At 62.4% G+C, this 23,987-nt stretch carries 22 protein-coding genes; 9 read left to right on the top strand and 13 right to left on the bottom strand.

What is annotated here, in order from left to right:
- Position 1: 1 nt before the first annotated feature.
- Together recG and P0Y58_02650 are read left to right on the top strand one after the other, a co-directional pair.
- On the top strand, positions 2-2,080 hold the full coding sequence (recG, locus tag P0Y58_02655) for an ATP-dependent DNA helicase RecG (protein WEK31109.1): 2,079 nt from the start codon (positions 2-4) through the stop codon (positions 2,078-2,080).
- 78 nt (positions 2,081-2,158) lie between these two features.
- A complete protein-coding gene (locus tag P0Y58_02650; GenBank protein ID WEK31108.1) occupies positions 2,159-3,562 on the top strand; it encodes an HDOD domain-containing protein in 1,404 nt (467 codons plus the stop codon).
- Between the two features lie 129 nt (positions 3,563-3,691).
- Here P0Y58_02650 and P0Y58_02645 read toward each other — a convergent pair whose 3' ends face one another.
- The 4 genes from P0Y58_02645 to P0Y58_02630 all read right to left on the bottom strand — a co-directional run bounded on the left by P0Y58_02645 (position 3,692) and on the right by P0Y58_02630 (position 6,038).
- A complete protein-coding gene (locus P0Y58_02645) occupies positions 3,692-4,066 on the bottom strand; it encodes a helicase (protein WEK31107.1) in 375 nt (124 codons plus the stop codon).
- 147 nt (positions 4,067-4,213) lie between these two features.
- Entirely contained in the window at positions 4,214-4,519 is a 306-nt protein-coding gene (locus tag P0Y58_02640; protein WEK31106.1) for an HU family DNA-binding protein, read from the bottom strand.
- Between the two features lie 186 nt (positions 4,520-4,705).
- Entirely contained in the window at positions 4,706-5,854 is a 1,149-nt protein-coding gene (locus P0Y58_02635; protein WEK31105.1) for an FAD-dependent oxidoreductase, read from the bottom strand.
- A 16-nt stretch (positions 5,855-5,870) separates the two neighbouring features.
- Positions 5,871-6,038, bottom strand: a complete 168-nt coding sequence (locus P0Y58_02630; GenBank protein WEK31104.1) for a rubredoxin — start codon at positions 6,036-6,038, stop codon at positions 5,871-5,873.
- Between the two features lie 129 nt (positions 6,039-6,167).
- Here P0Y58_02630 and P0Y58_02625 point away from each other — a divergent pair, with 129 nt between their 5' ends.
- Together P0Y58_02625 and ubiA are read left to right on the top strand one after the other, a co-directional pair.
- Positions 6,168-6,725 (top strand): chorismate lyase, encoded by a 558-nt coding sequence (locus P0Y58_02625; protein WEK31103.1) that lies wholly within the window; start codon positions 6,168-6,170, stop codon positions 6,723-6,725.
- Positions 6,725-7,615: a 4-hydroxybenzoate octaprenyltransferase gene (ubiA, locus tag P0Y58_02620; protein ID WEK31102.1), complete on the top strand. Its 891-nt coding sequence runs from the start codon at positions 6,725-6,727 to the stop codon at positions 7,613-7,615. Before P0Y58_02625 ends, ubiA begins: the two co-directional genes overlap by 1 nt.
- Positions 7,616-7,648: 33 nt before the next feature.
- Here ubiA and P0Y58_02615 read toward each other — a convergent pair whose 3' ends face one another.
- A complete protein-coding gene (locus P0Y58_02615; GenBank protein WEK31101.1) occupies positions 7,649-8,020 on the bottom strand; it encodes a hypothetical protein in 372 nt (123 codons plus the stop codon).
- A 172-nt stretch (positions 8,021-8,192) separates the two neighbouring features.
- Here P0Y58_02615 and phoB point away from each other — a divergent pair, with 172 nt between their 5' ends.
- The 3 genes from phoB (at position 8,193) to P0Y58_02600 (ending at position 11,752) form a co-directional block, all read left to right on the top strand.
- Entirely contained in the window at positions 8,193-8,882 is a 690-nt protein-coding gene (phoB, locus tag P0Y58_02610; protein WEK31100.1) for a phosphate regulon transcriptional regulator PhoB, read from the top strand.
- A gap of 48 nt (positions 8,883-8,930) precedes the next feature.
- Positions 8,931-10,238, top strand: coding sequence for a phosphate regulon sensor histidine kinase PhoR (gene phoR, locus P0Y58_02605; GenBank protein WEK31099.1), 1,308 nt, complete (start codon positions 8,931-8,933; stop codon positions 10,236-10,238).
- Positions 10,239-10,411: 173 nt separating this feature from the next.
- The gene (locus tag P0Y58_02600; GenBank protein WEK31098.1) at positions 10,412-11,752 is read left to right on the top strand and encodes a hemolysin family protein; all 1,341 of its coding nucleotides are present in this window, start codon (positions 10,412-10,414) and stop codon (positions 11,750-11,752) included.
- 31 nt (positions 11,753-11,783) lie between these two features.
- On the opposite strand, the gene P0Y58_02595 is transcribed toward P0Y58_02600, so the two are convergent.
- The 8 genes from P0Y58_02595 to P0Y58_02560 form a co-directional block, all read right to left on the bottom strand.
- Positions 11,784-12,680, bottom strand: coding sequence for a peptidoglycan DD-metalloendopeptidase family protein (locus tag P0Y58_02595; GenBank protein ID WEK31097.1), 897 nt, complete (start codon positions 12,678-12,680; stop codon positions 11,784-11,786).
- A 114-nt stretch (positions 12,681-12,794) separates the two neighbouring features.
- Positions 12,795-13,691: a response regulator gene (locus P0Y58_02590; GenBank protein ID WEK31096.1), complete on the bottom strand. Its 897-nt coding sequence runs from the start codon at positions 13,689-13,691 to the stop codon at positions 12,795-12,797.
- A gap of 77 nt (positions 13,692-13,768) precedes the next feature.
- Entirely contained in the window at positions 13,769-14,539 is a 771-nt protein-coding gene (phoU, locus tag P0Y58_02585; protein ID WEK31095.1) for a phosphate signaling complex protein PhoU, read from the bottom strand.
- A gap of 124 nt (positions 14,540-14,663) precedes the next feature.
- On the bottom strand, positions 14,664-15,497 hold the full coding sequence (pstB, locus tag P0Y58_02580; protein WEK31094.1) for a phosphate ABC transporter ATP-binding protein PstB: 834 nt from the start codon (positions 15,495-15,497) through the stop codon (positions 14,664-14,666).
- 72 nt (positions 15,498-15,569) lie between these two features.
- A complete protein-coding gene (gene pstA, locus P0Y58_02575; GenBank protein WEK33260.1) occupies positions 15,570-17,186 on the bottom strand; it encodes a phosphate ABC transporter permease PstA in 1,617 nt (538 codons plus the stop codon).
- A gap of 71 nt (positions 17,187-17,257) precedes the next feature.
- On the bottom strand, positions 17,258-19,546 hold the full coding sequence (locus P0Y58_02570) for an ABC transporter permease subunit (GenBank protein WEK31093.1): 2,289 nt from the start codon (positions 19,544-19,546) through the stop codon (positions 17,258-17,260).
- A 139-nt stretch (positions 19,547-19,685) separates the two neighbouring features.
- Complete coding sequence (locus P0Y58_02565; protein ID WEK31092.1) at positions 19,686-20,684, bottom strand: phosphate ABC transporter substrate-binding protein PstS; 999 nt, start codon at positions 20,682-20,684, stop codon at positions 19,686-19,688.
- Between the two features lie 235 nt (positions 20,685-20,919).
- Positions 20,920-22,209, bottom strand: a complete 1,290-nt coding sequence (locus P0Y58_02560; protein WEK31091.1) for an MFS transporter — start codon at positions 22,207-22,209, stop codon at positions 20,920-20,922.
- Between the two features lie 360 nt (positions 22,210-22,569).
- Between P0Y58_02560 and P0Y58_02555 the strand changes: the two genes are divergently transcribed.
- Both P0Y58_02555 and P0Y58_02550 read left to right on the top strand, forming a co-directional pair.
- Positions 22,570-22,968: an acyl-CoA thioesterase gene (locus P0Y58_02555; GenBank protein WEK31090.1), complete on the top strand. Its 399-nt coding sequence runs from the start codon at positions 22,570-22,572 to the stop codon at positions 22,966-22,968.
- A 71-nt stretch (positions 22,969-23,039) separates the two neighbouring features.
- A complete protein-coding gene (locus P0Y58_02550) occupies positions 23,040-23,936 on the top strand; it encodes a D-hexose-6-phosphate mutarotase (protein WEK31089.1) in 897 nt (298 codons plus the stop codon).
- Positions 23,937-23,987 lie beyond the last annotated feature (51 nt).

Raw genomic sequence — 23,987 nt, 5'->3', positions numbered from 1 at the left:
CATGAGTGAGCTGTCGAAGGTCCCGGTTACGGTACTCAAGGGCGTTGGCGACGCCATGGCGGAAAAACTTGCCAAAGTCGGCCTGGAGAACCTGCAGGATGTGCTGTTCCACTTGCCCCTGCGCTACCAGGACCGCACCCGCGTGGTCCCGATTGGTGAATTGCGCCCGGGCCAGGATGCAGTGATCGAGGGCGTGGTCAGTGGTACCGACGTGACCATGGGCAAGCGCCGCAGCCTGGTGGTGCGCCTGGGCGACGGTAGCGGCGTGCTGACGCTGCGCTTCTACCACTTCAGCAACGCGCAGAAAGAGGGCCTGAAGCGCGGCACCCACCTGCGCTGCTACGGCGAAGCTCGCCCCGGTGCCTCGGGCCTGGAAATCTACCACCCCGAGTACCGCGCGCTGAACGGTGACGAGCCGCCGCCACCGGTAGAGCAGACCCTCACGCCGATCTACCCGTCCACCGAAGGCCTTACCCAGCAGCGCTTGCGCCTGTTGTGCCAGCAGAGCCTCGGCATGCTCGGCCCGCGCAGCCTGCCCGACTGGCTGCCTGACGAACTGGCCCGGGACTACCAGTTGGCGCCGCTGGACGATGCCATCCGCTACCTGCATAACCCGCCAGCCGACGCCGACCTCGACGAGCTCGCCGAGGGCCAGCACTGGGCCCAGCACCGCCTGGCCTTCGAAGAGCTGCTGACCCACCAGCTGTCGCAGCAACGCCTGCGCGAGAGCCTGCGCAGCCTACGGGCGCCGGTGTTGCCCAAGACTACGCGCCTGCAGGCCCAATACCTGGCCAACCTGGGCTTCCAGCCGACCGGCGCACAGCAGCGGGTGGCTAACGAAATTGCCTACGACCTCAGCCAGCACGAGCCGATGATGCGCCTGGTACAGGGTGATGTCGGTGCCGGCAAGACCGTGGTCGCCGCCCTGGCAGCACTGCAAGGGCTGGAAGCCGGCTATCAAGTGGCGTTGATGGCACCCACCGAGATCCTCGCCGAACAGCACTTCATCACCTTCAAGCGCTGGCTGGAACCGCTAGGTATAGAAGTGGCGTGGCTGGCCGGCAAGCTCAAGGGCAAGGCCCGCGCCAGCGCCCTGGAACAGATTGCCAACGGTGCGCCAATGGTGGTCGGCACCCATGCACTGTTCCAGGAAGAGGTGAAGTTCAAACACCTGGCCCTGGCGATCATCGACGAACAGCACCGTTTTGGCGTGCAGCAACGCCTGGCCTTGCGCAAGAAAGGTGTGGCCGGCGAGTTGTGCCCGCACCAGTTGATCATGACCGCCACGCCTATTCCGCGCACCTTGGCCATGAGCGCCTACGCCGACCTGGACACATCGGTGCTCGATGAGTTGCCACCTGGGCGCACCCCGGTAAACACCGTGCTGGTAGCCGACAGCCGCCGCTTCGAGGTGGTCGAACGGGTTCGCGCCGCTTGCGCCGAGGGGCGGCAGGCCTACTGGGTGTGTACCCTGATCGAAGAGTCCGAAGAGCTGACCTGCCAGGCTGCCGAAAGCACCTATGAAGAGCTCGGCAGTGCCTTGGGCGAATTGCGCGTGGGCTTGATCCACGGCCGCATGAAGCCTGCGGAAAAAGCCGAAATCATGGCGCAGTTCAAGGCCGGTGAATTGCAGTTGCTGGTCGCGACCACTGTCATCGAAGTAGGCGTGGACGTGCCCAACGCCAGCCTGATGATCATTGAAAACCCCGAACGCCTGGGCTTGGCCCAGTTGCACCAGCTGCGCGGCCGGGTAGGACGGGGCAGTGCCGCCAGCCATTGCGTGCTGCTGTACCATCCGCCGCTGTCGCAGGTCGGCCGCGAGCGCTTAGGCATCATGCGCGAAACCAACGACGGCTTCATCATTGCCGAGAAAGACCTCGAACTACGCGGCCCCGGCGAAATGCTGGGTACGCGCCAGACCGGCCTGCTGCAGTTCAAGGTTGCCGACCTGATGCGCGATGCCGACCTGTTACCGGCTGTGCGCGATGCTGCTCAGGCCTTGGTGGCGCGCTGGCCAGACCATGTCAGCCCGCTGCTCGACCGCTGGCTGCGCCATGGCCAGCAATATGGCCAAGTGTGACGCCAGTACCAGAATGGATCCAGATTTGCTCGCAGGCTGGTTATACTTCGCGTTTAAAAGAATCAGTGGATACGGACCATGACTGAAGTTGCCCTGGACACCGCAACGCCACACGCCCCCTCCGTCATCAAGCTGCTGCTCGACAAGGTCGGCGTGGCCTACCGCGAGGTGGTCGAACACCCTTACCTACCGGCAGCGGCGCGGGTACAGGCAGTGCTGCTCGATGACGAAGTCGGCGCCTTGATGGTGCTGTTCCCGCAGAGCAAGCTACTGGACCTCAATCGCCTTGAAGAGCTCACCGGCCGCAAGCTCAAAGCGGTGCCGGTGACACGCCTGAAACAGATGCTCGACAAGCATCAGCTCAAAGCGTTGCCAGCGATTCCGGCATTGACCAGTTCACCCTGCCTCTATGAAGACAAGCTGCTGGCTGCCGAAACATTGCTGATCCAGTCTGGCGAAGCCGGGCTGCTGCTGGAAATCAAGCAGGAAGACTTCAAGCGCATGCTTAAAAAAGCCAGCGCTGGCAGTTTCGGCCAACCGGTAAGGGACATTCGCCCCAACCTCGACCGCCCCGCTGACGACTCCAAAGAAATTACCCAGGCAGTCCAGGCGTTCACTGCCCGTCGCATTCAGAAGCGCCTGGAAGAAACCATCGAGATTCCGCCGCTGGCCGACACGGCGCAAAAGATCATCAAGCTGCGGGTCGACCCGAACGCCAGCATCGACGACATCACCGGCGTGGTTGAAACCGACCCGGCGCTGGCCGCGCAGGTGGTCAGTTGGGCCGCTTCGCCCTACTACGCCTCGCCTGGCAAAATCCGTTCTGTGGAAGATGCCATTGTCCGCGTGCTGGGCTTCGATCTGGTGATCAACCTGGCCCTGGGGCTGGCGCTGGGTAAAACGCTGAGCCTGCCCAAGGATCACCCCCAGCAAGCCACGCCCTACTGGCAGCAGTCGATCTACACGGCCGCGATCATCGAAGGGCTGACCCGTGCGATACCACGGGCTGAACGCCCTGAAGCCGGCCTCACCTACCTGGCCGGGCTGCTGCACAACTTTGGTTACCTGTTGCTGGCGCATGTGTTCCCGCCGCACTTCTCGCTGATCTGCCGCCATCTGGAGGTCAACCCGCACCTGTGCCACACCTATGTAGAGCAACACTTGCTGGGTATCAGCCGCGAACAGATCGGCGCCTGGTTGATGAAGCTGTGGGACATGCCAGAAGAACTGCAGACAGCGTTACGCTTCCAGCACGACCCGGCGTATGACGGCGAGTATTCGGCGTTTCCCAACCTGGTGTGCCTGGCGACCCGTCTGTTGCGTTCGCGGGGGATTGGTTCGGGGCCGCAGGAAGAGATCCCTGACGAGTTGCTGGAGCGCCTGGGGATTACCCGTGAAAAGGCCGAGGACGTGGTGAACAAAGTGCTGGAGGCCGAGAACCTGCTACGCGAACTGGCCTCGCAGTTCCACGCACCGCACTAAGCATCAACGCATAACCTGTGGGAGCGGGCGAGCCCGCGAACACCGGCGCAGCCGGTGCCAAGCACCGCGTCGCCTGATTCGCGGGCTTGCCCGCTCCCACAGGTCAAGCACCAGCATCCATGAAGGCCTTCAGCCTTTCTTCTTTGGTTTCAGGTACTTCATCAACCCCTGGAACCACATCACCAACGCCGGATTGCCCTTGATCTGGATGTTCTTGTCCTGAATCCCCTGCATGAACGCCAACTGCTTGTTACCCGCCTGCATCGTGGCGAAGCCATAGGCCGCGTCCTTGAAGGCAATGGCGAAGGCCGGCTGCGGGTGCGCCCCGCCTTTGCTGCTGATGCGTTCGTTATTGACGACGAAGTGCCGGGCAACCTTGCCGTCCAGAGTCTGCATCTGGAACACCAGATCCTTGCCCTTGAGCTGCTGCTGGAATGCCGGGTTGTTACGGCTGGCCCTGGCCATCAGCAGCCCCATGGCCCAGAGAAGAAAGCGGAACTTCATCGACACGCCTCGATTGAAAAGTGACTAAGTTCCGCAGTTTATCCTCTTAACGACCTTTTTATGCAAGTTCGCAGCAGTTACCGCGTGTAAAGCACAACGGGCGCCATGAAGGCGCCCGTTCGGGATCAACGTATCGTCAGCCGGTGCTTACTTTTTCTTGGCGGCCTTGGCAGGCGCGGCCGGGGGGTTGACGCTGTCCTTGAGGTTCTTGCCTGGCTTGAAGGCCACGGTATTGCTGGCTTTGATCTTGACCGGCTCACCGGTTTGCGGATTTTTGCCGGTACGCGCGCCGCGATGACGTTTTTCGAAGGTGCCGAAACCGACCAGGGTCACCGTGTCCTTGTTCAGGGCACCGGTGATGCTGTCGAGAATCGCGTTCAACACCTGATTGGCCTTTTCCTTGGTCAGAGCAGTCTTATCGGCGATGACGGCGGCGAGTTCTGGTTTGCGCATAGTGAAGCCTCTTTGACGGAATTCTTGTTGTTATGCCGTGCTGCCTTTGGAGCAGCGCTCAAGGCACCGCAGGCTCTAATCTGCGGCAGACGGAAGTGAGAATGGCACGTGCTCAGGGGGCGCGCCAGTATCAGGCCGGCCATTGTGCAGGCAACAACAGGATAAATCCGACAGAACGCCCTCTATTTACGCCATAACCGGTGGTAACTGGCGATTTAGAGCCAGCTTGTCCATGACCGCCGCCCCAGTCAGGGCGTAACCCAGCAATTCGCCGTCAGCGCCGTGGCAGAGCACCTTGAGGTCACTGCCCTGCCCCTCCACCTGCCAAGTACCTTCACGGCCCGGCGGCGGCGGCGAAACCACCAACGGGCAGGCCGGGGTTTTCACGGTGATCGGCATCGGCCCGTAGGCCACCGCCGTCGGCTTGCCGGCCAGGGTTTGCGCCAGCGCACGGGCACAGCTCATCAGCGGCATCACGTAAAGCAGGTTGATGCCATCGACCTCGGCACAATCGCCAAGGGCGAAGATGTTGGCGTGGGATGTACGTAGCTCGCGGTCTACGCTGACACCACGATTGGTCTGCAGGCCGGCTGCGGCAGCCAGGTCGATGCGTGGCCGAAGGCCGATGGCCGACACCACCAGGTCGCAGGCAATCACGCTGCCATCCGACAGGTGCGCATCCAGGCCCTGGCCCACCTGCTGCAGCCGGGTCAGCACCGGGCCCAAGTGGAAGCGCACGCCCAGGCCTTCCAGCCCGCCCTGAACCGCCGCCGCTGCGGCCGGATGCAGCAGGGTCGGCATGACCTGTTCGCACGGCGCCACCACATCGACCTGGAAGCCACCCAGGCTCATGTCGTTGGCGAATTCGCAGCCGATCAGGCCGGCACCCAGGATCAGCACACGTTGCTTGCCGACGGCGGCGGCACGGAAGCGTGCGTAGTCTTCCAGATCGTTAATCGGGAATACCAGATGGCCGCCGTCGCCATCGACCGGCACCTGCACCGTCTGCGCCCCCCAGGCCAGCACGAGGTCGCTGTACTCCACCGCTTCTTCGCCGATCCACAGGCGTTTGTGGCCCGGGTCGATGCCGCTGATGCGGGTATGCGTACGAATCTCGGCGTTCAGTTGCTCGGCCATGACGCCCGGCTCGGCCATGCACAGGCCGTCGGCATCCTTCTGCTTGGCAAAGCCCATGGAAAGCATGGGCTTGGAGTACGAGCGACCATCGTCGGCGGTGATCAGCAGCAGCGGCGTCTGCGCATCGAGTTTGCGAAATTCACGGGCCAGGTTGTAGCCCGCAAGGCCAGTACCGATGATTACCACAGGGGACGTCATGTCGTGCTTTCCTCGATTAGCCGATGGAGATCATTTCAAAGTCGCTTTTGCCGACACCACAGTCGGGGCACAGCCAGTCTGCAGGTACATCTTCCCAACGCGTGCCGGGGGCGATGCCGTCATCGGGCCAACCTTCGGCTTCGTCGTAGATCAGGCCACAGACAATACATTGCCACTTTTTCATCAGGTCATTTTCCTCGGTAGAGCTCAGGCTTTATGGGCAGGGTCTTAGGCCCTGCTCCAGGCATTATGCAAGCAGTCGGAGCAATCATGCTAAGCTCGCCGCCTCTCTGGTTGTAACAAGCAGACCGACGTGTCGTACGAATCCCCGCAAGCAGCCGCTGTCGCGTGGCTGCCGTATTCACAGCTGGCGACCGACTTCGACCAGCCTACCCTTGACTGGCTGTTCGACGAGGGCTCGCTGACCCGCCGCCTGACCCGCCTGTCCCTTGATCACTTCTCCGTCACCCCGCTGTTCGAGGGCTGGCAACCGCTGCGCGACGATGAATGCCAAGCCTTGGGCATTGCCGCCGGGGCAGAAGGCTGGGTGCGCGAGGTGTATCTGCGTGGCCATGGCCAGCCCTGGGTGTTCGCCCGCAGTGTCGCCAGCCGCTGCGCCCTGGAGCGCGGCGGGCTGGACCTGGAAACCCTGGGCAGCCGCTCGCTGGGCGAGTTGCTGTTCTGTGACCAGGCGTTCATTCGCCACCCGATTGAAGTGTGCAGTTATCCACAGGCCTGGCTGCCGAGCGGCGCCGCCCATGCAGCGCTTTGGGGGCGCCGCTCGCGCTTTGAACGCGGCGGCCTGGACCTGCTGGTGGCAGAAGTGTTCCTGCCGGCATTGTGGCAAGCGGCCAGGGAGGAAAACCGCTGATGTACCTGCAACTGCTCAAATCGCTGAACCGCCTGCACCCACGGGCCTGGGACTTCGTCCAGCTCAGCCGCATGGACCGGCCGATCGGTATTTACCTGCTGCTGTGGCCCACCCTGTCGGCGGTGTGGATTGCCGGCAACGGCTCACCCACCCTGGCCAATGTGCTGATCTTCGGCCTTGGCGTGGTGCTGATGCGCGCTGCGGGCTGTTGCATCAACGACTTTGCCGACCGCAAGGTGGACGGCCACGTCAAACGCACCGCCGACCGGCCGCTGGCCAGCGGCCGGGTAAAACCGCGTGAGGCACTGGCACTGTTTGCCATCCTGGTCGGCGTCAGCTTCCTGCTGGTGCTGTGCACCAACAGCCGCACGGTGTGGCTGTCGTTTGGCGCGGTGGCGTTGGCGTTCTGCTACCCGTTCATGAAGCGCTACACCTATTACCCGCAGGTGGTGCTGGGGGCGGCGTATTCCTGGGGCATTCCAATGGCCTTTACTGCTGCGGGGGGCGAGTTGCCGGCCAGCGCCTGGTTGCTGTATATCGCCAACTTGCTGTGGACGGTGGGTTACGACACCTATTACGCCATGGTCGACCGGGATGACGACCTCAAGATTGGCGTGAAGTCGACCGCGATCCTGTTCGGTGAGGCCGACCGCACCATCATCCTGACCTTGCAGCTGCTGTCGCTGGGCTGCCTGTTGCTGGCAGGTAGCCGCTTCGACCTGGGGGGCTGGTTCCACATGGGGTTGCTGGGTGCGGCGGCGTGCTTTGCCTGGGAGTACTGGTCGACGCGCAAGCTGGACCGCGAGTCGTGCTTCAAGGCCTTCCTGCACAACCATTGGGCGGGGTTGCTGGTGTTCGTTGGTGTGGTGCTGGACTACGCGTTGCGCTGACAATTCTGGGGCCGCAAAGCGGCCCCAAAAATCTCAAGGCTTGGCGACGTGCCAGACGTCTTTCACGCCGTCTCCGGTCATGTCCCCGGCCTTCTTGTCCTTGACGAAGGTGTACAGCGGCTTGCCGTCGTAAGCCCACTGCATCGAACCGTCATCACGCTTGATCTGCGTCCACTTACCCTCATTTTTGTCGCCAGCCTTAGCCATCAGTGGCGGCCAGTTCGTCGCGCAATCGCCATTACACATCGACTTGCCGTCGGCATCCTTGTCAAAGGTGTACAGCGTCATGCCGGCATGATTGACCCACATGCCGTTCATTTCCTTGGCCTGATGGTGGGCCAAGGCTACCCCCGGGAGCGCCAGCGCAGTGAAAAGGGCCATCCAGCTCAGCGTTTGTCGTGTCATTGGATTCACCATTGTTTCGGGGGAATTAGGTTCGGGTTGCCGCCGCAGCGGCCCTTTCAAGCCTAGTTCAGTCACGGAATGTCGCCAGAACGGCCAACACCCTGTCACACAGCTGCAATAATTCCGTTATCTAATGCGGGCCAAGACACCGAATCCAGGAGAGGTTTTGAGCATGGTTGGCAGAAACATTCTGATCGTCGACGACGAAGCGCCCATTCGCGAGATGATCGCCGTTGCCCTGGAAATGGCCGGCTATGACTGCCTGGAAGCGGAAAACTCCCAACAGGCCCACGCGATCATCGTCGACCGCAAACCGGACCTGATCCTGCTCGACTGGATGCTGCCGGGCACCTCCGGCATCGAGCTGGCCCGCCGCCTCAAGCGCGACGAGCTGACCGGCGACATTCCGATCATCATGCTCACCGCCAAGGGCGAAGAGGACAACAAGATTCAGGGCCTGGAAGTGGGCGCTGACGACTACATCACCAAGCCGTTCTCGCCGCGTGAGCTGGTAGCGCGCCTGAAAGCCGTGCTGCGCCGCACCGGCCCGAGCGACACCGAAGCACCGATCGAGGTTGGCGGCCTGCTGCTGGACCCGATCAGCCACCGCGTGACCATCGACGGCAAGCCGGCCGAGATGGGCCCTACCGAATACCGCCTGCTGCAGTTTTTCATGACCCACCAGGAGCGCGCCTATACCCGTGGGCAGCTGCTGGACCAGGTGTGGGGCGGCAACGTTTACGTCGAGGAACGCACCGTCGATGTACACATCCGTCGCCTGCGCAAGGCGTTGGGTGAAGCCTACGAAAATCTGGTACAAACCGTCCGGGGCACTGGCTACCGCTTCTCGACCAAGAGCTGATCGAGCTCAAGAGCGCCAAGCTGCACGTCGTTGTACAAGGACCGTCAATTGAACCAGAACTGGCATGCAACCCTGATTCGCCATCTGTTGTTGCTGATTACCGTCTGCCTGATCGGTGGGCTGGTCAGCGGCTACTATGGCTGGAGCCTGGCCATTGGCCTGGCGCTTTACCTGGGCTGGACCCTCAAGCAGCTGTTGCGCCTGCATGACTGGCTGCGCAATCACCAGCCCGATGAGGCACCACCCGATGGTTACGGCCTGTGGGGCGAGGTGTTCGACAGCATTTACCACCTGCAGCGCCGCGACCAGCGCGTACGCGGCCGCCTGCAGGCGGTGATCGACCGGGTTCAGGAGTCCACCGCCGCGCTGCGTGACGCAGTGATCATGCTCGACAGCGACGGCAACCTGGAGTGGTGGAACCGCGCCGCCGAAACCCTGCTGGGCTTCAAGACCCCACAGGACGGTGGCCAGCAAGTAACCAACCTGGTGCGCCATCCACGCTTCAAGGAGTACTTCGAGGCGGAGAACTACCTGGAACCGCTGGAAATTCCCTCGCCCATCAACGACCGCATGCGCGTGCAGTTGCACATCACCCGCTACGGCAACAACGAACACCTGATGCTGGTGCGCGATGTCACGCGCATTCACCAGCTGGAACAGATGCGCAAGGACTTCGTCGCCAACGTGTCCCACGAGCTGCGCACGCCACTGACGGTGATCACCGGTTATCTGGAAACCTTGCTGGATAACGTCGAGGACGTGAACCCGCGCTGGACCCGCGCCCTGCAGCAGATGAGCCAGCAAGGCTCGCGCATGCAGACGCTGCTCAACGACCTGTTGCTGCTGGCCAAGCTGGAAGCCACCGATTACCCGTCGGACAACCAGCCGGTGGCGGTCGAAGCCCTGCTCGCCGCGATCAAGAACGACGCTCAGGCCCTGTCCGGGCCGCGCAACCAGCGCATCACCCTCGAAGCCGCGCCCGGCGTGAAGCTGAAGGGCAGCGAGTCGGAGCTGCGCAGTGCCTTTTCCAACCTGGTGTTCAACGCGGTCAAGTACACCCAGGACGAGGGTAACATCCGTATTCGCTGGTGGGCCGATGCCCAGGGTGCGCACCTGTCGGTGCAGGACTCGGGGGTGGGCATCGACGCCAAACACCTGCCGCGCCTGACCGAACGCTTCTACCGGGTCGACTCCAGCCGTGCGTCGAATACCGGTGGCACGGGGCTGGGGCTGGCGATCGTGAAGCATGTGCTGATGCGCCACCGCGGCAAGCTGGACATCAGCAGTGTGCCGGGGCATGGCAGTACCTTTACCTGTCACTTTGCGCCGGCACAATTGGTCAACGAAAAGGCTTGAGATTGGTGCTGCTGCGCAGCCCTTCGCGGGCACGCCCGCTCCCACAGAGGCCGCAATAAATCCTCTGCTCTTTGCTTTTGCGGCCCCAGCCGCTACATTGGATCCCCTGTGCCAGCAAGAGCTGGCACTTTTTTTCTCTCTATTTCTAAGACGGACCCCGTAAAAACTCCATCATGGACCCTTCCCCTGGTATCAGCCTCACCTCGTTATTCGCCGATTTCGGCATGATCATCTTTGCCTTCCTGCTGGTGCTGCTCAACGGCTTCTTCGTTGCCGCCGAGTTCGCCATGGTCAAGCTGCGCTCCACTCGCGTCGACTCCATCGCCGAGCTGCATGGCTGGCGTGGCAGTATCCTGCGCAAGGTGCACAACCAGCTCGACGCCTATTTGTCGGCCTGCCAGTTGGGCATCACCCTCGCCTCCCTCGGCCTTGGCTGGGTCGGCGAACCGGCGTTCGCCCACCTGCTTGAGCCACTGCTGGCGTACTTCGGTGTCGACTCGCCCGAGCTGATCAAAGGCGTCTCGTTCTTCGTCGCTTTCTTTGTCATCTCGTACCTGCACATCGTGGTCGGCGAGCTGGCACCCAAGTCCTGGGCCATCCGCAAGCCGGAGCTGCTGTCGCTGTGGACCGCCGTGCCGCTGTACCTGTTCTACTGGACGATGTACCCGGCCATCTACCTGCTCAATGCCAGCGCCAACACCATCCTGCGCATTGCCGGCCAGGGCGAGCCTGGCCCGCATCACGAGCACCACTACAGCCGTGAAGAACTGAAGCTGATCCTGCACTCCAGCCGCGGCCAGGACCCAAGCGACCAAGGCATGCGTGTACTGGCGTCGGCCGTGGAAATGGGCGAGCTGGAAGTGGTCGACTGGGCCAATTCGCGCGAGGACATGGTCACCATCGACGCCCATGCGCCGTTGAAGCAGATCCTGGCCCTGGTGCGCCGCCACAAGTTCAGCCGCTACCCGGTGTATGACGCCGAGCGTGAAGAATTCACCGGCCTGCTGCACATCAAGGACTTGCTGCTGGAGCTTGCCGAACTGGAGCACTTGCCCGAGACCATCGACCTGGACGACCTCGCCCGGCCGCTGGAGCGCGTATCGCGGCACATGCCGCTGTCGCAACTGCTGGAGCAGTTCCGCAAGGGCGGTGCGCACTTCGTGCTGGTGGAGGAAGCCGACGGCAAGGTGATCGGCTACCTGACCATGGAAGACGTGCTGGAAGTGCTGGTGGGCGATATCCAGGACGAGCACCGCAAGACCGAGCGCGGCATCCTCGCCTACCAGCCAGGCAAGCTGCTGGTACGGGGTGATACCCCGCTGTTCAAGGTCGAGCGCCTGCTCGGTATCGACCTCGACCACATCGAGGCAGAAACCTTGGCCGGGCTGGTCTACGAGACGCTCAAGCGCGTGCCTGAAGAAGAGGAAGTGCTGGAGGTCGAAGGGCTGCGCATCATCATCAAGAAGATGAAAGGGCCGAAGATTGTCCTGGCCAAGGTGCTGAAGCTCGATTAAGCCTCTGGGGCCGCTTTGCGGCCCGGCAATCTCACGGGTTACCCGCAGTAAAGTCAGGCAACCCGCTGATCGGCCTGTCGAACCGGTAAGGTATCGACTCCAGCGCCAGCCCCACGTTGCGCTGCACTACAAAGTGCAGATGCGGGCCGGTGCTGTTGCCTGTATTGCCCGACTGGGCCAGTATCTCCCCCTGCCGTACACGCTGCCCCTCCTTCACCACCACCGAACCACGCATCAGGTGCAGGTACACGCCCATGGTGCCATCCGGGTGCAGGATCCGCACAAAGTTGCCCGATGGGTTGGGCGCGCGCCCGCTCTGGCTGTTCTCCGTCTTCACCACCACCCCTTCCCGCGCGGCGATGATCGTGGTGCCTTCGGGCATGGCGATATCCATGGCGTAGCGACCCTTGGGCCCAAAATGGCTGACACGGCCGTTGGGCCCCTGGGTGACGCGGAACGGCCCACCGACCCACGGGAAGGCATAACGGAAGCCCTGCGGCCGCTTGCCCGGGTCACCCATGGCCTGCAGCAGGGTCGAGCGGTAGTTCAGCAGCAGCCCGGGCCGCCCCCTGAGCACGCTGAGCATTTGCGTGGTACGCGGCGGCAGCAGCCGGCGCACGATACGTGGGGCATCGCCGCCTTGCGCATTCACCAGGTTATCCAGGCGCAATTCGACCTCTACCGGCACAAGCAGTTGGTTGTGTGCCGAAAAACTCACGCCGCCGTCGAAGGTTTTCGCATTCAGTAGCACCTGGCCATCGAGTGTTTCGACCATGGTGTCGAGCAACACCAAAGGCTTGCCGCCGGGGCCGGGCCGGTCGGAATAGGAGGCGACACCGAAATCATCGGTGGTCCTGTAGAGGGTCACAGCCAGGCTCGGCGCCGAAGCCATGAGCAATGCACAAAACAGCAGCAGGCGGGCGGGCATGATAGTGGCTTTTTGACAGTTATGATCTGTCGAAGCCTAGCAGCGGGTTTTGTGGCGGGTATTGCAGTTGGTCGGATGGTGCAGAGGCAGCCCTGTGCTGCCCCTGCCCGGGCGTCAGGCGCCGGGGGTGAAGTGCTTCTGCGCCGTCCCGCGGGCAATCAGACGCGACAGGTAATCGAGCTTCTGGGCATCCTGATCGACAAACTTGAAGGTCAACTGCAGCCAGTCGCTGTCGGGCTTGGGCTCCAGGGCCGCGACGGCATGCAGGTAGCCATTCAAGCGCGCAACTTCGGCGTTTTCTCCCTGCTCCAGGTCCAGCACGGCACCTTCCAGCACCTGCGGCAGCGCTTCGCTGCGGCGGACCACCAGCAGGGCCTCTTTCAGGCTCAGCGCCTTGATCACACAAGGCTGCATGCCGCTGGCCAGGCGCAACTGGCCTTGGCCACGCCCCGTGGGGGCAGGAGCTGGCGGCGTAGGTGCAGTGACCAACGGCCTGGCGGCGGCCGGCGCCGATACGGGGGCCGTCACCTTGGCCGATTCTGGCTTGCCACCTGTCAGGGCACTGAGCGAATCGTTGGCGAAGGCCGAGTTGACCCGCGCCGGGCCGATGGCCATGAGGCTGTCGAGCTTGCCGATCTTGCTCAAGGCCTTTTTCACCTTGGTCAGCAACTGCTCGTTGGTGAACGGCTTGCCGACAAAGTCGGAAACGCCCGCCTGGATCGCCTGAATGACGTTTTCCTTGTCGCCACGGCTGGTCACCATGATGAACTGCAGGTTCTTCAGCGCTGGCTGCTGCCGGCACCAGGTGAGCAATTCCAGGCCGGACATTTCCGGCATTTCCCAGTCGCACAGGACCAGGTCGAAGGCTTCTTTGTCCAGCATGGCCATGGCCTTGCGACCATTGACGGCGTCGTCGATGGCCATGCCCGGGAAGGCGTTGCGCAGGCACTTGCGGACCAGGTCACGGATAAACGGGGCGTCATCCACGACCAGCACATTCACTTTACTCATCGATACTCCTTGTGAGGGCTCTCGACCGCAAACGAAAACGCCCGGCCAAGGCCGGGCGTCGATGCTCGGGAGCAACCTTACTTATCGTCAGATTCGCCCGGAACATTAGCCTTTTCGCCGTCGGCAACAGCGGTGCCTTGCACTTCGGCAGTCATGCGCTTGAGGCCCATGTGGCGCACGTCGGTGCCGCGCACCAGGTAGATCACCAGCTCGGAGATGTTACGCGCGTGGTCACCGATACGCTCCAGCGAACGCAGCACCCAGATCACGCTCAGTACCCGCGAGATCGAGCGCGGGTCTTCCATCATGTAGGTCACCAGTTCGCGCAGGGCGGTCTTGTACTCGCGGTCGATGGTCTTGTCGTACTGGGCCACCGACAATGCCAGGTCGGCGTCGAAGCGGGCAAAAGCGTCCAGCGCATCGCGAACCATGTTGCGCACCTGGTCGCCAATGTGGCGCACCTCGACGTAGCCACGTGGCGATTCGCCTTCTTCGCACAACTGGATGGCGCGGCGGGCAATCTTGGTCGCCTCGTCACCGATGCGCTCCAGGTCGATTACCGACTTGGAAATGCTGATGATCAGGCGCAGGTCGGAGGCTGCCGGCTGGCGGCGGGCGAGGATGCGCAGGCATTCCTCGTCGATGTTGCGCTCCATCTGGTTGATCTGCTCGTCGACTTCGCGCACTTGCTGGGCCAGGCCCGAGTCGGCCTCGATCAGCGCGGTGACCGCATCGTTGACCTGCTTCTCCACCAGGCCACCCATGGCCAGCAGGTGGCTGCGTACCTCTTCAAGCTCGGCGTTGAACTGCTGGGAGATATGGTGGGTAAGGCTTTCTTTGTTGATCATCGTTCGCTCCGCGAAGAAGCTGCAAGCTTCAAATTGTTCGTGTCATTCCCTGCTTTCGGCGTCGCCTGCTTCGCGGGCATGCCCGCTCCCACATGGGGCGGGGACAGCCTGAAGACTGTGGCAGTTAGCCGTAGCGACCGGTGATGTAGTCTTCGGTCTGCTTCTTGGCAGGGTTGGTGAACAGGGTGTCGGTATCCCCGAATTCGACCAGTTTGCCCATGTACATGAACGCGGTGTAGTCCGAAACACGGGCCGCCTGTTGCATGTTGTGGGTCACGATGACGATGGTGTACTTGGATTTCAATTCGTAGATCAGTTCTTCGACCTTCAGGGTCGAGATCGGGTCGAGTGCCGAGCACGGTTCGTCGAGCAACAGCACCTCCGGCTCCACGGCGATGGTGCGGGCGATGACCAGACGCTGCTGCTGGCCACCGGACAAGCCCAGCGCCGATTCGTGCAGGCGGTCCTTGACCTCGTCCCACAGCGCCGCGCCCTTCAGCGCCCACTCAACGGCTTCGTCGAGCACGCGCTTCTTGTTGATGCCCTGGATCCGCAGGCCGTAGACCACGTTCTCGTAGATGGTCTTGGGGAACGGGTTGGGCTTCTGGAACACCATGCCCACGCGGCGGCGCAGCTCGGCCACGTCTTCGCCCTTGCGGTAGATGTTGTTGCCGTACAGGTTGATGGCGCCTTCCACGCGGCAGCCGTCGACCAGGTCGTTCATGCGGTTGAAGGTGCGCAGCAGGGTCGACTTGCCGCAGCCGGACGGACCGATGAAGGCGGTCACACGCTGCTTGGGAATGTTCATGCTGACGTCGAACAGCGCTTGCTTGTCGCCGTAGAACAGGCTCAAACCCGGCACTTCGATGGCCACGGTTTCTTCGGCCAGTTGCAGGCTCTGCTTGTTGCGGCCCAGGGCAGACATGTCGATGCCGTGGGTATGGGAATCTTGCTGCATGGTCAACTCCATACGCTATCAATTCGTTTCAAAGGGCCGCCCGGCTTACCGGGGGCACGCTTGTAATCAGGCTCAGCTGTCGAGCGCCTTGTACTTCTCGCGCAGGTGGTTGCGGATCCACACGGCCGAGAGGTTGAGGGAGGCGATCACCAGTACCAGCAGCAGTGCCGTGGCATACACCAGCGGCCGCGCGGCCTCGACGTTCGGGCTCTGGAAGCCGACGTCATAGATGTGGAAGCCCAGGTGCATGATCTTCTGGTCCAGGTGCAGGTACGGATAGTTTCCGTCCACCGGCAGCGACGGCGCCAGCTTCACCACACCGACCAGCATCAACGGCGCCACTTCACCGGCGGCGCGGGCCACGGCGAGGATCATGCCGGTCATCATGGCCGGGCTGGCCATGGGCAAAACGATCTTCCACAACGTCTCGGCCTTGGTCGCGCCCAGGGCCAGGGAGCCCTCGCGCACGGTACGCGGAATACGCGCCAAGCCTTCCTCGGTGGCCACGATCACCACCGGTACGGCCAGCAGCGCCAGGGTCAGCGATGCCCACAGCAGGCCCGGGGTACCCAGGGTTGGCGCTGGCAGCGATTCCGGGAAGAACAGGCGGTCGATAGAGCCACCCAGCACGTAGACGAAGAAGCCCAGGCCAAACACGCCGTAGACGATCGCCGGCACGCCGGCCAGGTTGTTCACCGCGATGCGGATCAGCCGGGTTACCGGCCCTTGCCGGGCGTATTCGCGCAGGTAAACGGCGGCCAGCACGCCGAACGGGGTGACGATCACGGCCATGATCAGGGTCATCATCACGGTACCGAAAATGGCCGGGAAGATACCGCCTTCAGTGTTGGCTTCACGCGGGTCGTCGCTGAGGAACTCCCAGACCTTGGCAAAGTAAGTGCCCAGCTTGGTGAAACCGGACATGCCATTCGGCTGGATGGCGTGCACCACCTTGCTCAGGTTGATTTCCACTTCACGGCCGTTGCCATCGCGGGCCACCAGGCTGTCGCGGGCGAAGGCCTGGTGCAGGCCGCTCAAACGGTCTTCAATGGCCTTGTAGCGGCTGTTCAGCTCGGCGCGGTCGGCGTCCATGTCGGCCTGGGCGGCGGCGTCCAGCTTGCCGTCCAGCTCCAGCTTGCGGGCCTGCAGCCGCAGGCGTTCAAGGCCATGGTTGATGGCACCGATGTCCTTCTTCTCCAGCTGCTGCAGTTCGCCGTTAAGCTTGCTGGCACGCTTGAGGCGGGCTTGCAGCTCACTCCAGGCCGCTGGGCCCTCTGCAACCACGCGGCCTGCTTCCTTGACGCTGACCAGGTAGCCATAGAAGTTGCCCCACTCGCGACGCTCCAGGGCGATCAGGTCGGCCGGGCGCTGCTCGTCGACCAGCCAGTCGCCGACCACCCAGGTGAAGTCGCTGCCGTTGAGGTCGCGGTTACCCACCTTGATCAATTCGCGGGTCATGAACTCCGGGCCCTGGTCAGGTACCGGCAGGCCGGCACCCTTCAGACGGGCACGGGGTACTTCTTCCTTTTGTACCACTTCGCCAATGACGACGTGATCAGCCTGGCCGGGCACCTTGTAGGTAGCCTGGACCAGGTCGGCAGGCCAGAAGTGGCCCAGGCCGCGCACGGCGATCACCGACAGCAGGCCGATTGTCATGATCACAGCCATGGCCACCGCGCCGCCGCTCATCCAGACGCCTGGGGCGCCGCTCTTGAACCAGCTTTTGAGGGAGTCCTTTTTCACGGATCGCTACCTTTCTATCAAAGCGACGAGTATTTCTTGCGCAGACGCTGGCGAATCAGCTCGGCCAAGGTGTTCATGACGAACGTGAACATCAGCAGCACCAGTGCGGCCAGGAACAGCACGCGATAGTGGCTGCCACCGACTTCCGATTCCGGCATTTCCACGGCCACGTTGGCGGCCAGGGTGCGCATGCCCTCGAACAGGTTCATCTCCATCACCGGGGTGTTGCCGGTGGCCATCAGCACGATCATGGTTTCACCCACCGCACGGCCCATGCCGATCATCAGTGCCGAGAAGATCCCCGGGCTGGCGGTGAGGATGACCACACGGGTCAGGGTCTGCCACGGCGTCGCACCCAGGGCCAACGAGCCCAGGGTGAGGCTGCGCGGCACGCTGAACACGGCATCTTCGGCAATGGAGTAGATGTTCGGGATGACCGCGAAGCCCATGGCGATACCCACAACCAGGGCGTTGCGCTGGTCGTAGGTAATGCCGAGGTCGTTGGTGATCCACAGGCGCATGTCGCCGCCGAAGAACCAGCTTTCCAGGTGAGGGCTCATGGTCAGGGCGAACCAGCCGGTGAACAGGATGACCGGGATCAGGATCGCCGCTTCCCAGCCGTCCGGCACACGCAGGCGAATCGACTCTGGCAGGCGGCTCCAGGTGAAGCCGGCCAGCAGGATGCCGAACGGCATCAGCAGGAACAGGCTGAACACACCCGGCAGGTGGCCTTCCAGGTATGGCGCGAGGAACAGGCCGGCGAAGAAGCCGAGGATCACCGTCGGCATGGCCTCCATCAGCTCGATTACCGGCTTGACCTTGCGGCGCATGCCGGGGGCCATGAAGTAGGCGGTGTAGATAGCCGCAGCAATAGCCAGCGGGGCCGCCAGGATCATCGCGTAGAACGCGGCCTTGAGGGTACCGAAGGTCAGTGGCGACAGGCTTAGCTTGGGTTCAAAGTCGGTGTTCGATGCGGTCGACTGCCAGACGTACTTCGGCTCGTCGTAGTTCTCGTACCACACCTTGCCCCACAGCGCGCTGAAGGAAACTTCCGGGTGCGGGTTGCGCAGGCTCAGCGGCAGCAGCTTGCCACCCTGTTCGATGATGATGCGGTTGGCACGCGGCGAAAGGGCCAGGATGCCTGGGCCTTCGGCGGCCGGCTCAACCAGCAGGGTGCGGTGCGCGGTGCTGTGGAACACGCCCAGCTTGCCGTCGGCGTCCAGGGCGATGAAACCCTTGCGGCGCTCTTCGGCGTCAATCTGCACGACCGGCGCCTTGCCCATCTGGAAGGTACGGATCTGCTTGAAGCGCGATTCGCCGTCCGGGTCGCGGGCCATGAACCACTGGGCCAGGCCACCCTTGGAGTCACCGATGATCAGCGAGATGCCACCGACCAGCTGGCCAGTGGCGGTCACTTCGGTGTCGGCACTTTCGGACAGTTTGTAGCGGCCGTTAAGGCTCTTGTCGCGCAGGCTGAACACATCGGCCGTGGCCCGGCCGTTGATCACGTACAGCCACTGCTGACGCGGGTCGATGAAGATGTTCTTCACTACCTCGGTCATCTGCGGCAGGACGATGCGGTTCTGCTCGGTAGTGACCTCTTCGGTCATCATGTTTTCGCTGCGGGTCAGCTCCAGCACCTGCAGTTGCGCGCCGGTGGAGCCGGCCAGTACCAAGGTGTCGCCGTTGACGTTGACGCTGACGTGGTCCAGCGCACGGCCTTGTTCATCGAGCACGAACGGCTGTTCGCCATACGGGTAGTCGATGTTGGCGGTGATGGTCTTCTTGTTGTCCGGGTAGGTGATCTTGTAGGTGTGGTGGAACACCAACGCCTGGCCGTTGGACAAGCCCAGTACCACCAGCGGGCTGCCCGGCTGATCGGCACTGATCGACGTGACCTGGGTGTCTGCCGGCACGGGCAGATCGACGCGCTTGAGCTCGTTACCCGTTTTGGTATCAAAGAATAGCGCCTGGCCTTTGTCCGAAACCCGCATCCCCACCAGGTTCTGCTCTTCCAGCGCGATCATCAGTGGCTTGCCGGCGTCCTGCTGCAGCCAGGTCGGCTCCAGGGCTTTTTTGCTGGTCAGCTCGGCGCCCTGGAACAGTGGCAACACCACATAGGCCAGGTAGAAGAAGATCAGGGTGATGGCCGCCAATACGGCAAGCCCGCCCACCAGCACATACCAGCGGGTCAGGCGGTCCTTGAGCGCACGCATGCGGCGCTTGCGTTGCAACTCGGGCGTATTGAAATCAATGCGCACGGGCTGGGAGTTTTGGGTCATGTTGGAATTGGCCAGATCATTCATGCGCACACCCTAGCGGTCCCGTGTGACAAAAACATTACAAAGTGGTGACGCGCGAAAGCCCGCCGCACAGGATACCTGGCTTCGGACTTGGAATTCGTGGAAGAGGCCGGGCAGTGGCACCGGCCTCTTCTTCAGTTACTTACTTCTTTGCAACGTTACCGGCGTGCGACAGGCCCAGGTCAGCCAGGGTCTTGTCGACGACTTTGGCCGGCAGCGGAATGTAGCCATCCTTCACCACGACCTGCTGGCCAGCTTGCGACAGCACCAGCTTGACGAACTCGGCTTCCAGCGGGGCCAGAGGCTTGTTCGGCGCCTTGTTGACGTAGACGTACAGGAAGCGCGACAGCGGGTAGCTGCCGTTCAGGGCGTTGGCTTCGTTGTCTTCAACGAACTCGCCGCCTTCTTTCTTGGCCAGGGCTACGGTCTTGACGCTGGCGGTCTTGTAACCGATGCCCGAGTAGCCGATGCCGTTCAGCGAAGAGCTGATCGACTGCACGACCGAAGCCGAGCCAGGTTGTTCGTTGACGTTAGGCCTGAAGTCGCCTTTGCACAGGGCTTCTTCCTTGAAATAGCCGTAGGTGCCCGATACCGAGTTACGGCCGAACAGCTGGATTGGCTTGTTGGCCAGGTCGCCGGTCACACCGACGTCGCCCCAGGTCTTGATCTCGGCCTTGCCACCGCACAGGCGGGTGGAGGAGAAGATGGCGTCAACCTGAGCCATGGTCAGGCCTTTGATCGGGTTGTCCTTGTGCACAAATACAGCCAGCGCGTCGACGGCGACCGGGATGGCGGTCGGCTTGTAGCCGTACTTCTGCTCAAAGGCCTGCAGTTCGACATCCTTCATCTTGCGGCTCATCGGGCCGAGGTTGGCGGTGCCTTCGGTCAGCGCGGGTGGCGCGGTGGAAGAGCCGGCAGCCTGGATCTGGATGTTTACGTTCGGATATTCCTTCTTGTAGGCCTCGGCCCACAGCGTCATCAGGTTCGCCAGGGTGTCGGAGCCAACGCTGGAGAGGTTGCCCGAAACACCGGTGGTCTTGGTGTAAGTCGGGATCGACGGATCGACGGCGGCTACCGCGTTGGCGGTTGCAACGCCCGCGGCGGCGAAGGTAAGGGCCGCCATCAAACGCTTCAGTTTCATGCCTTGCTCCTAGCAGGAATATTGGGGTGTTGGATGGAACGGGCCCAAGTATCGGCAGGCCGCATGAACACGATATGACTTCATTGTGACAATTGGATGAAAGGCCATCACTGAAAGCAGGCCTGGCCTCTTCGCGGGCGCGCCCGCTCCCACAGGTACTGAATAGGTTTCGAGGCCTATGGGGTCCCTGTGGGAGCGGGCATGCCCGCGAAGAGGCCAGTAGCCCCAGCGCTGATCAGCGCTTGTTGGCAAACAGGTACAAGCCCACAGCCAGACCCACGGCGCACAGGCCTGCCACATAGTAGGCAGGTGCCATCGGGCTTACCTTCAGCAGCGCGGTCACCACCATCGGTGTCAAACCGCCAAAGATCGCGTAGGCCACGTTGTACGAGAACGACAACCCGCTGAAGCGCACCACCGGCGGGAAGGCCTTTACCATCACATACGGGACTGCACCAACGATACCGACGCACAATCCGGTAAGTGCATAAAGCGGGAACAGCAGGTCTGGCCGAGTCGGCAGGCTATGGTAGAAGGTCCACGAGCTGGCCAGCAGCAGCAGGCTGCCGACGATGAATACGCGACCGGCACCGAAGCGGTCGGCCAGGCTACCGGCGCCGATGCAACCAACGCTGAGCAGGACAATTGCCAGGCTATTGGCCTTGAGCGAGTCGGTGGGGCTGACGTGATAGAACGTCTGCAACAATGCAGGGGTCATCAGGATCACTACCACGATGCCAGCCGAAAGCAGCCAGGTCAGCAGCATCGACAGGACGATCGCGCCACGGTGATCACGCAGCACCGCGCGCAGCGGCAGTTCTTCTGCCAAGGCTTTGCGCTGCTGCATCTCAGCGAATACCGGGGTTTCGTGCAGCCAGCGGCGCAGGTAAACCGAGAACAGGCCGAATACACCACCGAGCAGGAACGGTACACGCCAGGCGTAATCCGCCACTTCTTCGGGGGTATAGACAGTGTTGATCAACGTCGCAACCAATGACCCCAGCAGGATGCCCGATGTCAGCCCCGCAGTCAGGGTGCCGCATGCGTAGCCGGTGTTGCGCGTCGGCACGTGTTCAGACACGAACACCCAGGCGCCCGGCACCTCGCCGCCGATTGCCGCGCCCTGGATCACACGCATCAGCAGCAGCAGGATCGGCGCCCACATGCCGACCTGTGCATAAGTCGGCAGCAGGCCCATGACCAGGGTTGGCAGGGCCATCATGAAAATGCTCAGGGTGAACATCTTCTTGCGCCCCAGCAGGTCGCCAAAGTGGGCCATGATGATGCCGCCCAGCGGCCGAGCCAGATAGCCTGCAGCGAAAATGCCGAAGGTTTGCATCAGGCGCAGCCACTCAGGCATGTCGGCCGGGAAGAACAGCTTGCCCACCACCGTGGCAAAGAACACGAAGATGATGAAGTCGTAGAACTCAAGCGCGCCGCCCAGTGCGGACAGTGAGAGGGTCTTGTAGTCACTGCGGGTCAGCGGCCGCGAGGGCTGCTCGATACTGCTCGGCACGGAAGTCATCGCTCGTTGTTCTCTTTATAGGGCATGCAGGCCGCTTGGTACGCGGCTTCTGGATTGGGAGACAAGCGAAGATAACAAATTGCCGAGCCGTGCTGAAAGCGATACAAAAACCACACAGATATTCATGAATGCGCGGTCGTCGCTGGCCGTTATGCTCTATATACTGGTAATTCGTAGGAAAAGGCTGCGCCTAATGTGGGATGTTGTGCGAAAACGCCGGTCTTTATTATCAGGCGGTTTCGCAGAGTTTCCCTACGGCCGCCCAGTGAAACGAAATCGGCGTAGTATGTTTCAAGCTGAATCGTTTACCCGGCCTTTGCGCCACACCAACGAAGCGTCACGGGTCAGAGGCCCCATCGCATGATTGAGCTCGAACAAGAAGATCCTATCCCGCAAGGCGACCTGGCCTTGCAGATCACTGCGCTACCGCGCGAAACCAATGGCTTTGGCGACATCTTCGGCGGCTGGCTGGTTGCCCAGATGGACCTGGCCGGCACCGCCATGGCCAGCCGTGTCGCCGGTGGCCGCGTGGCTACCGTGGCCATCGACCGCATGGCCTTCCTGGTACCGGTCGCGGTAGGTGCGCAATTGTCGTTCTATACCCAGACCCTGGAAATCGGCCGCAGCTCGATCCAGATGATGGTCGAAGTCTGGAGCGACGACCCGCTGTCCAGTGAATGGCGCAAGGTCACCGAAGCGGCATTCGTCTTCGTCGCCATCGACGGCAGTGGCCGCACCCGCTCCGTGCCTCGTCGCTGAGCCTTGCCAGCGGTAAACTCATTGCATGTGCCCGGGTCCAAGGCCCACTGGCAATCAATGAGATGAGTGCAATGGCTACCTTCCAGGTCGTAACCGAGCAACATGGCGAACTTGACTGCTGGCGTATCAGCAGTGACCGCGCCGAACTCCTGATCGCCCAGCAGGGCGCGCAGATCCTCAGCTACCAGCGAGTCGGCGAGCCGCCGCTGCTGTGGCTGAGCGACCAGGCCATCTTCCGCAAGGGCAAGTCGGTGCGCGCTGGCGTGCCGGTGTGCTGGCCGTGGTTTGGCAACCTGCAGCGCAACCCCCAGGCCGTGCAGGCCATGTACCACGGTGAGCAAGCGCCTGCCCACGGGCTGGCGCGCGCGCGTGACTGGCAACTGCTGGGTATCGAGGAAACGAACGACGGGCTGCGCATTGAATTCGAACTGCCTGAAGCACAGGGCGACCTGCCCGACTGGCCCCATGACGTCGAGCTGAAGCTCGTGGTGCATTTGGGAGAAGAACTGGCACTGCAGCTGACCAGCCGCAACATGGGTAATACCCCGGTGACCATCAGCCAGGCCCTGCACAGCTACTTTGCGGTCAGCGATGTGCGCCAGGCGCAGGTGGAAGGGGTTGAGGGGCTGGGTTACATCGAGACCCTGGCGAACTGGGAACAGCGCCAGCAGCAGGGGGCTCTTGAGTTTGCCGGGGAGACAGACAGGATCTACCTCGACACCCCGGCGCAATTGAGCATTGTCGATCCGCACTGGAACCGGCGGATTACCTTGACCAGCAGCGGGTCGCGTTCGGCGGTGATCTGGAACCCCTGGACCGAGCGGGCCAAGGAGCTTGCGGACATGGCTGATGATGGCTGGCAGCGCATGTTGTGCATCGAGACGGCGAATGTATGGGATGACTTGGTGGTATTGATGCCTGGGGCGAGCAGTTCGCTGGGGGTCAGGATTGGGTGTGAAATGATCTGAGTCTTGTAGCGCCTGTACCGGCCTCTTCGCGGGCTCGCCCGCTCCCACAGG

The sequence above is a fragment of the Candidatus Pseudomonas phytovorans genome, assembly GCA_029202525.1.
Taxonomy (GTDB): Bacteria; Pseudomonadota; Gammaproteobacteria; order Pseudomonadales; family Pseudomonadaceae; genus Aquipseudomonas; species Aquipseudomonas phytovorans.
This window is presented reverse-complemented; position numbering and strand designations above follow the sequence as displayed.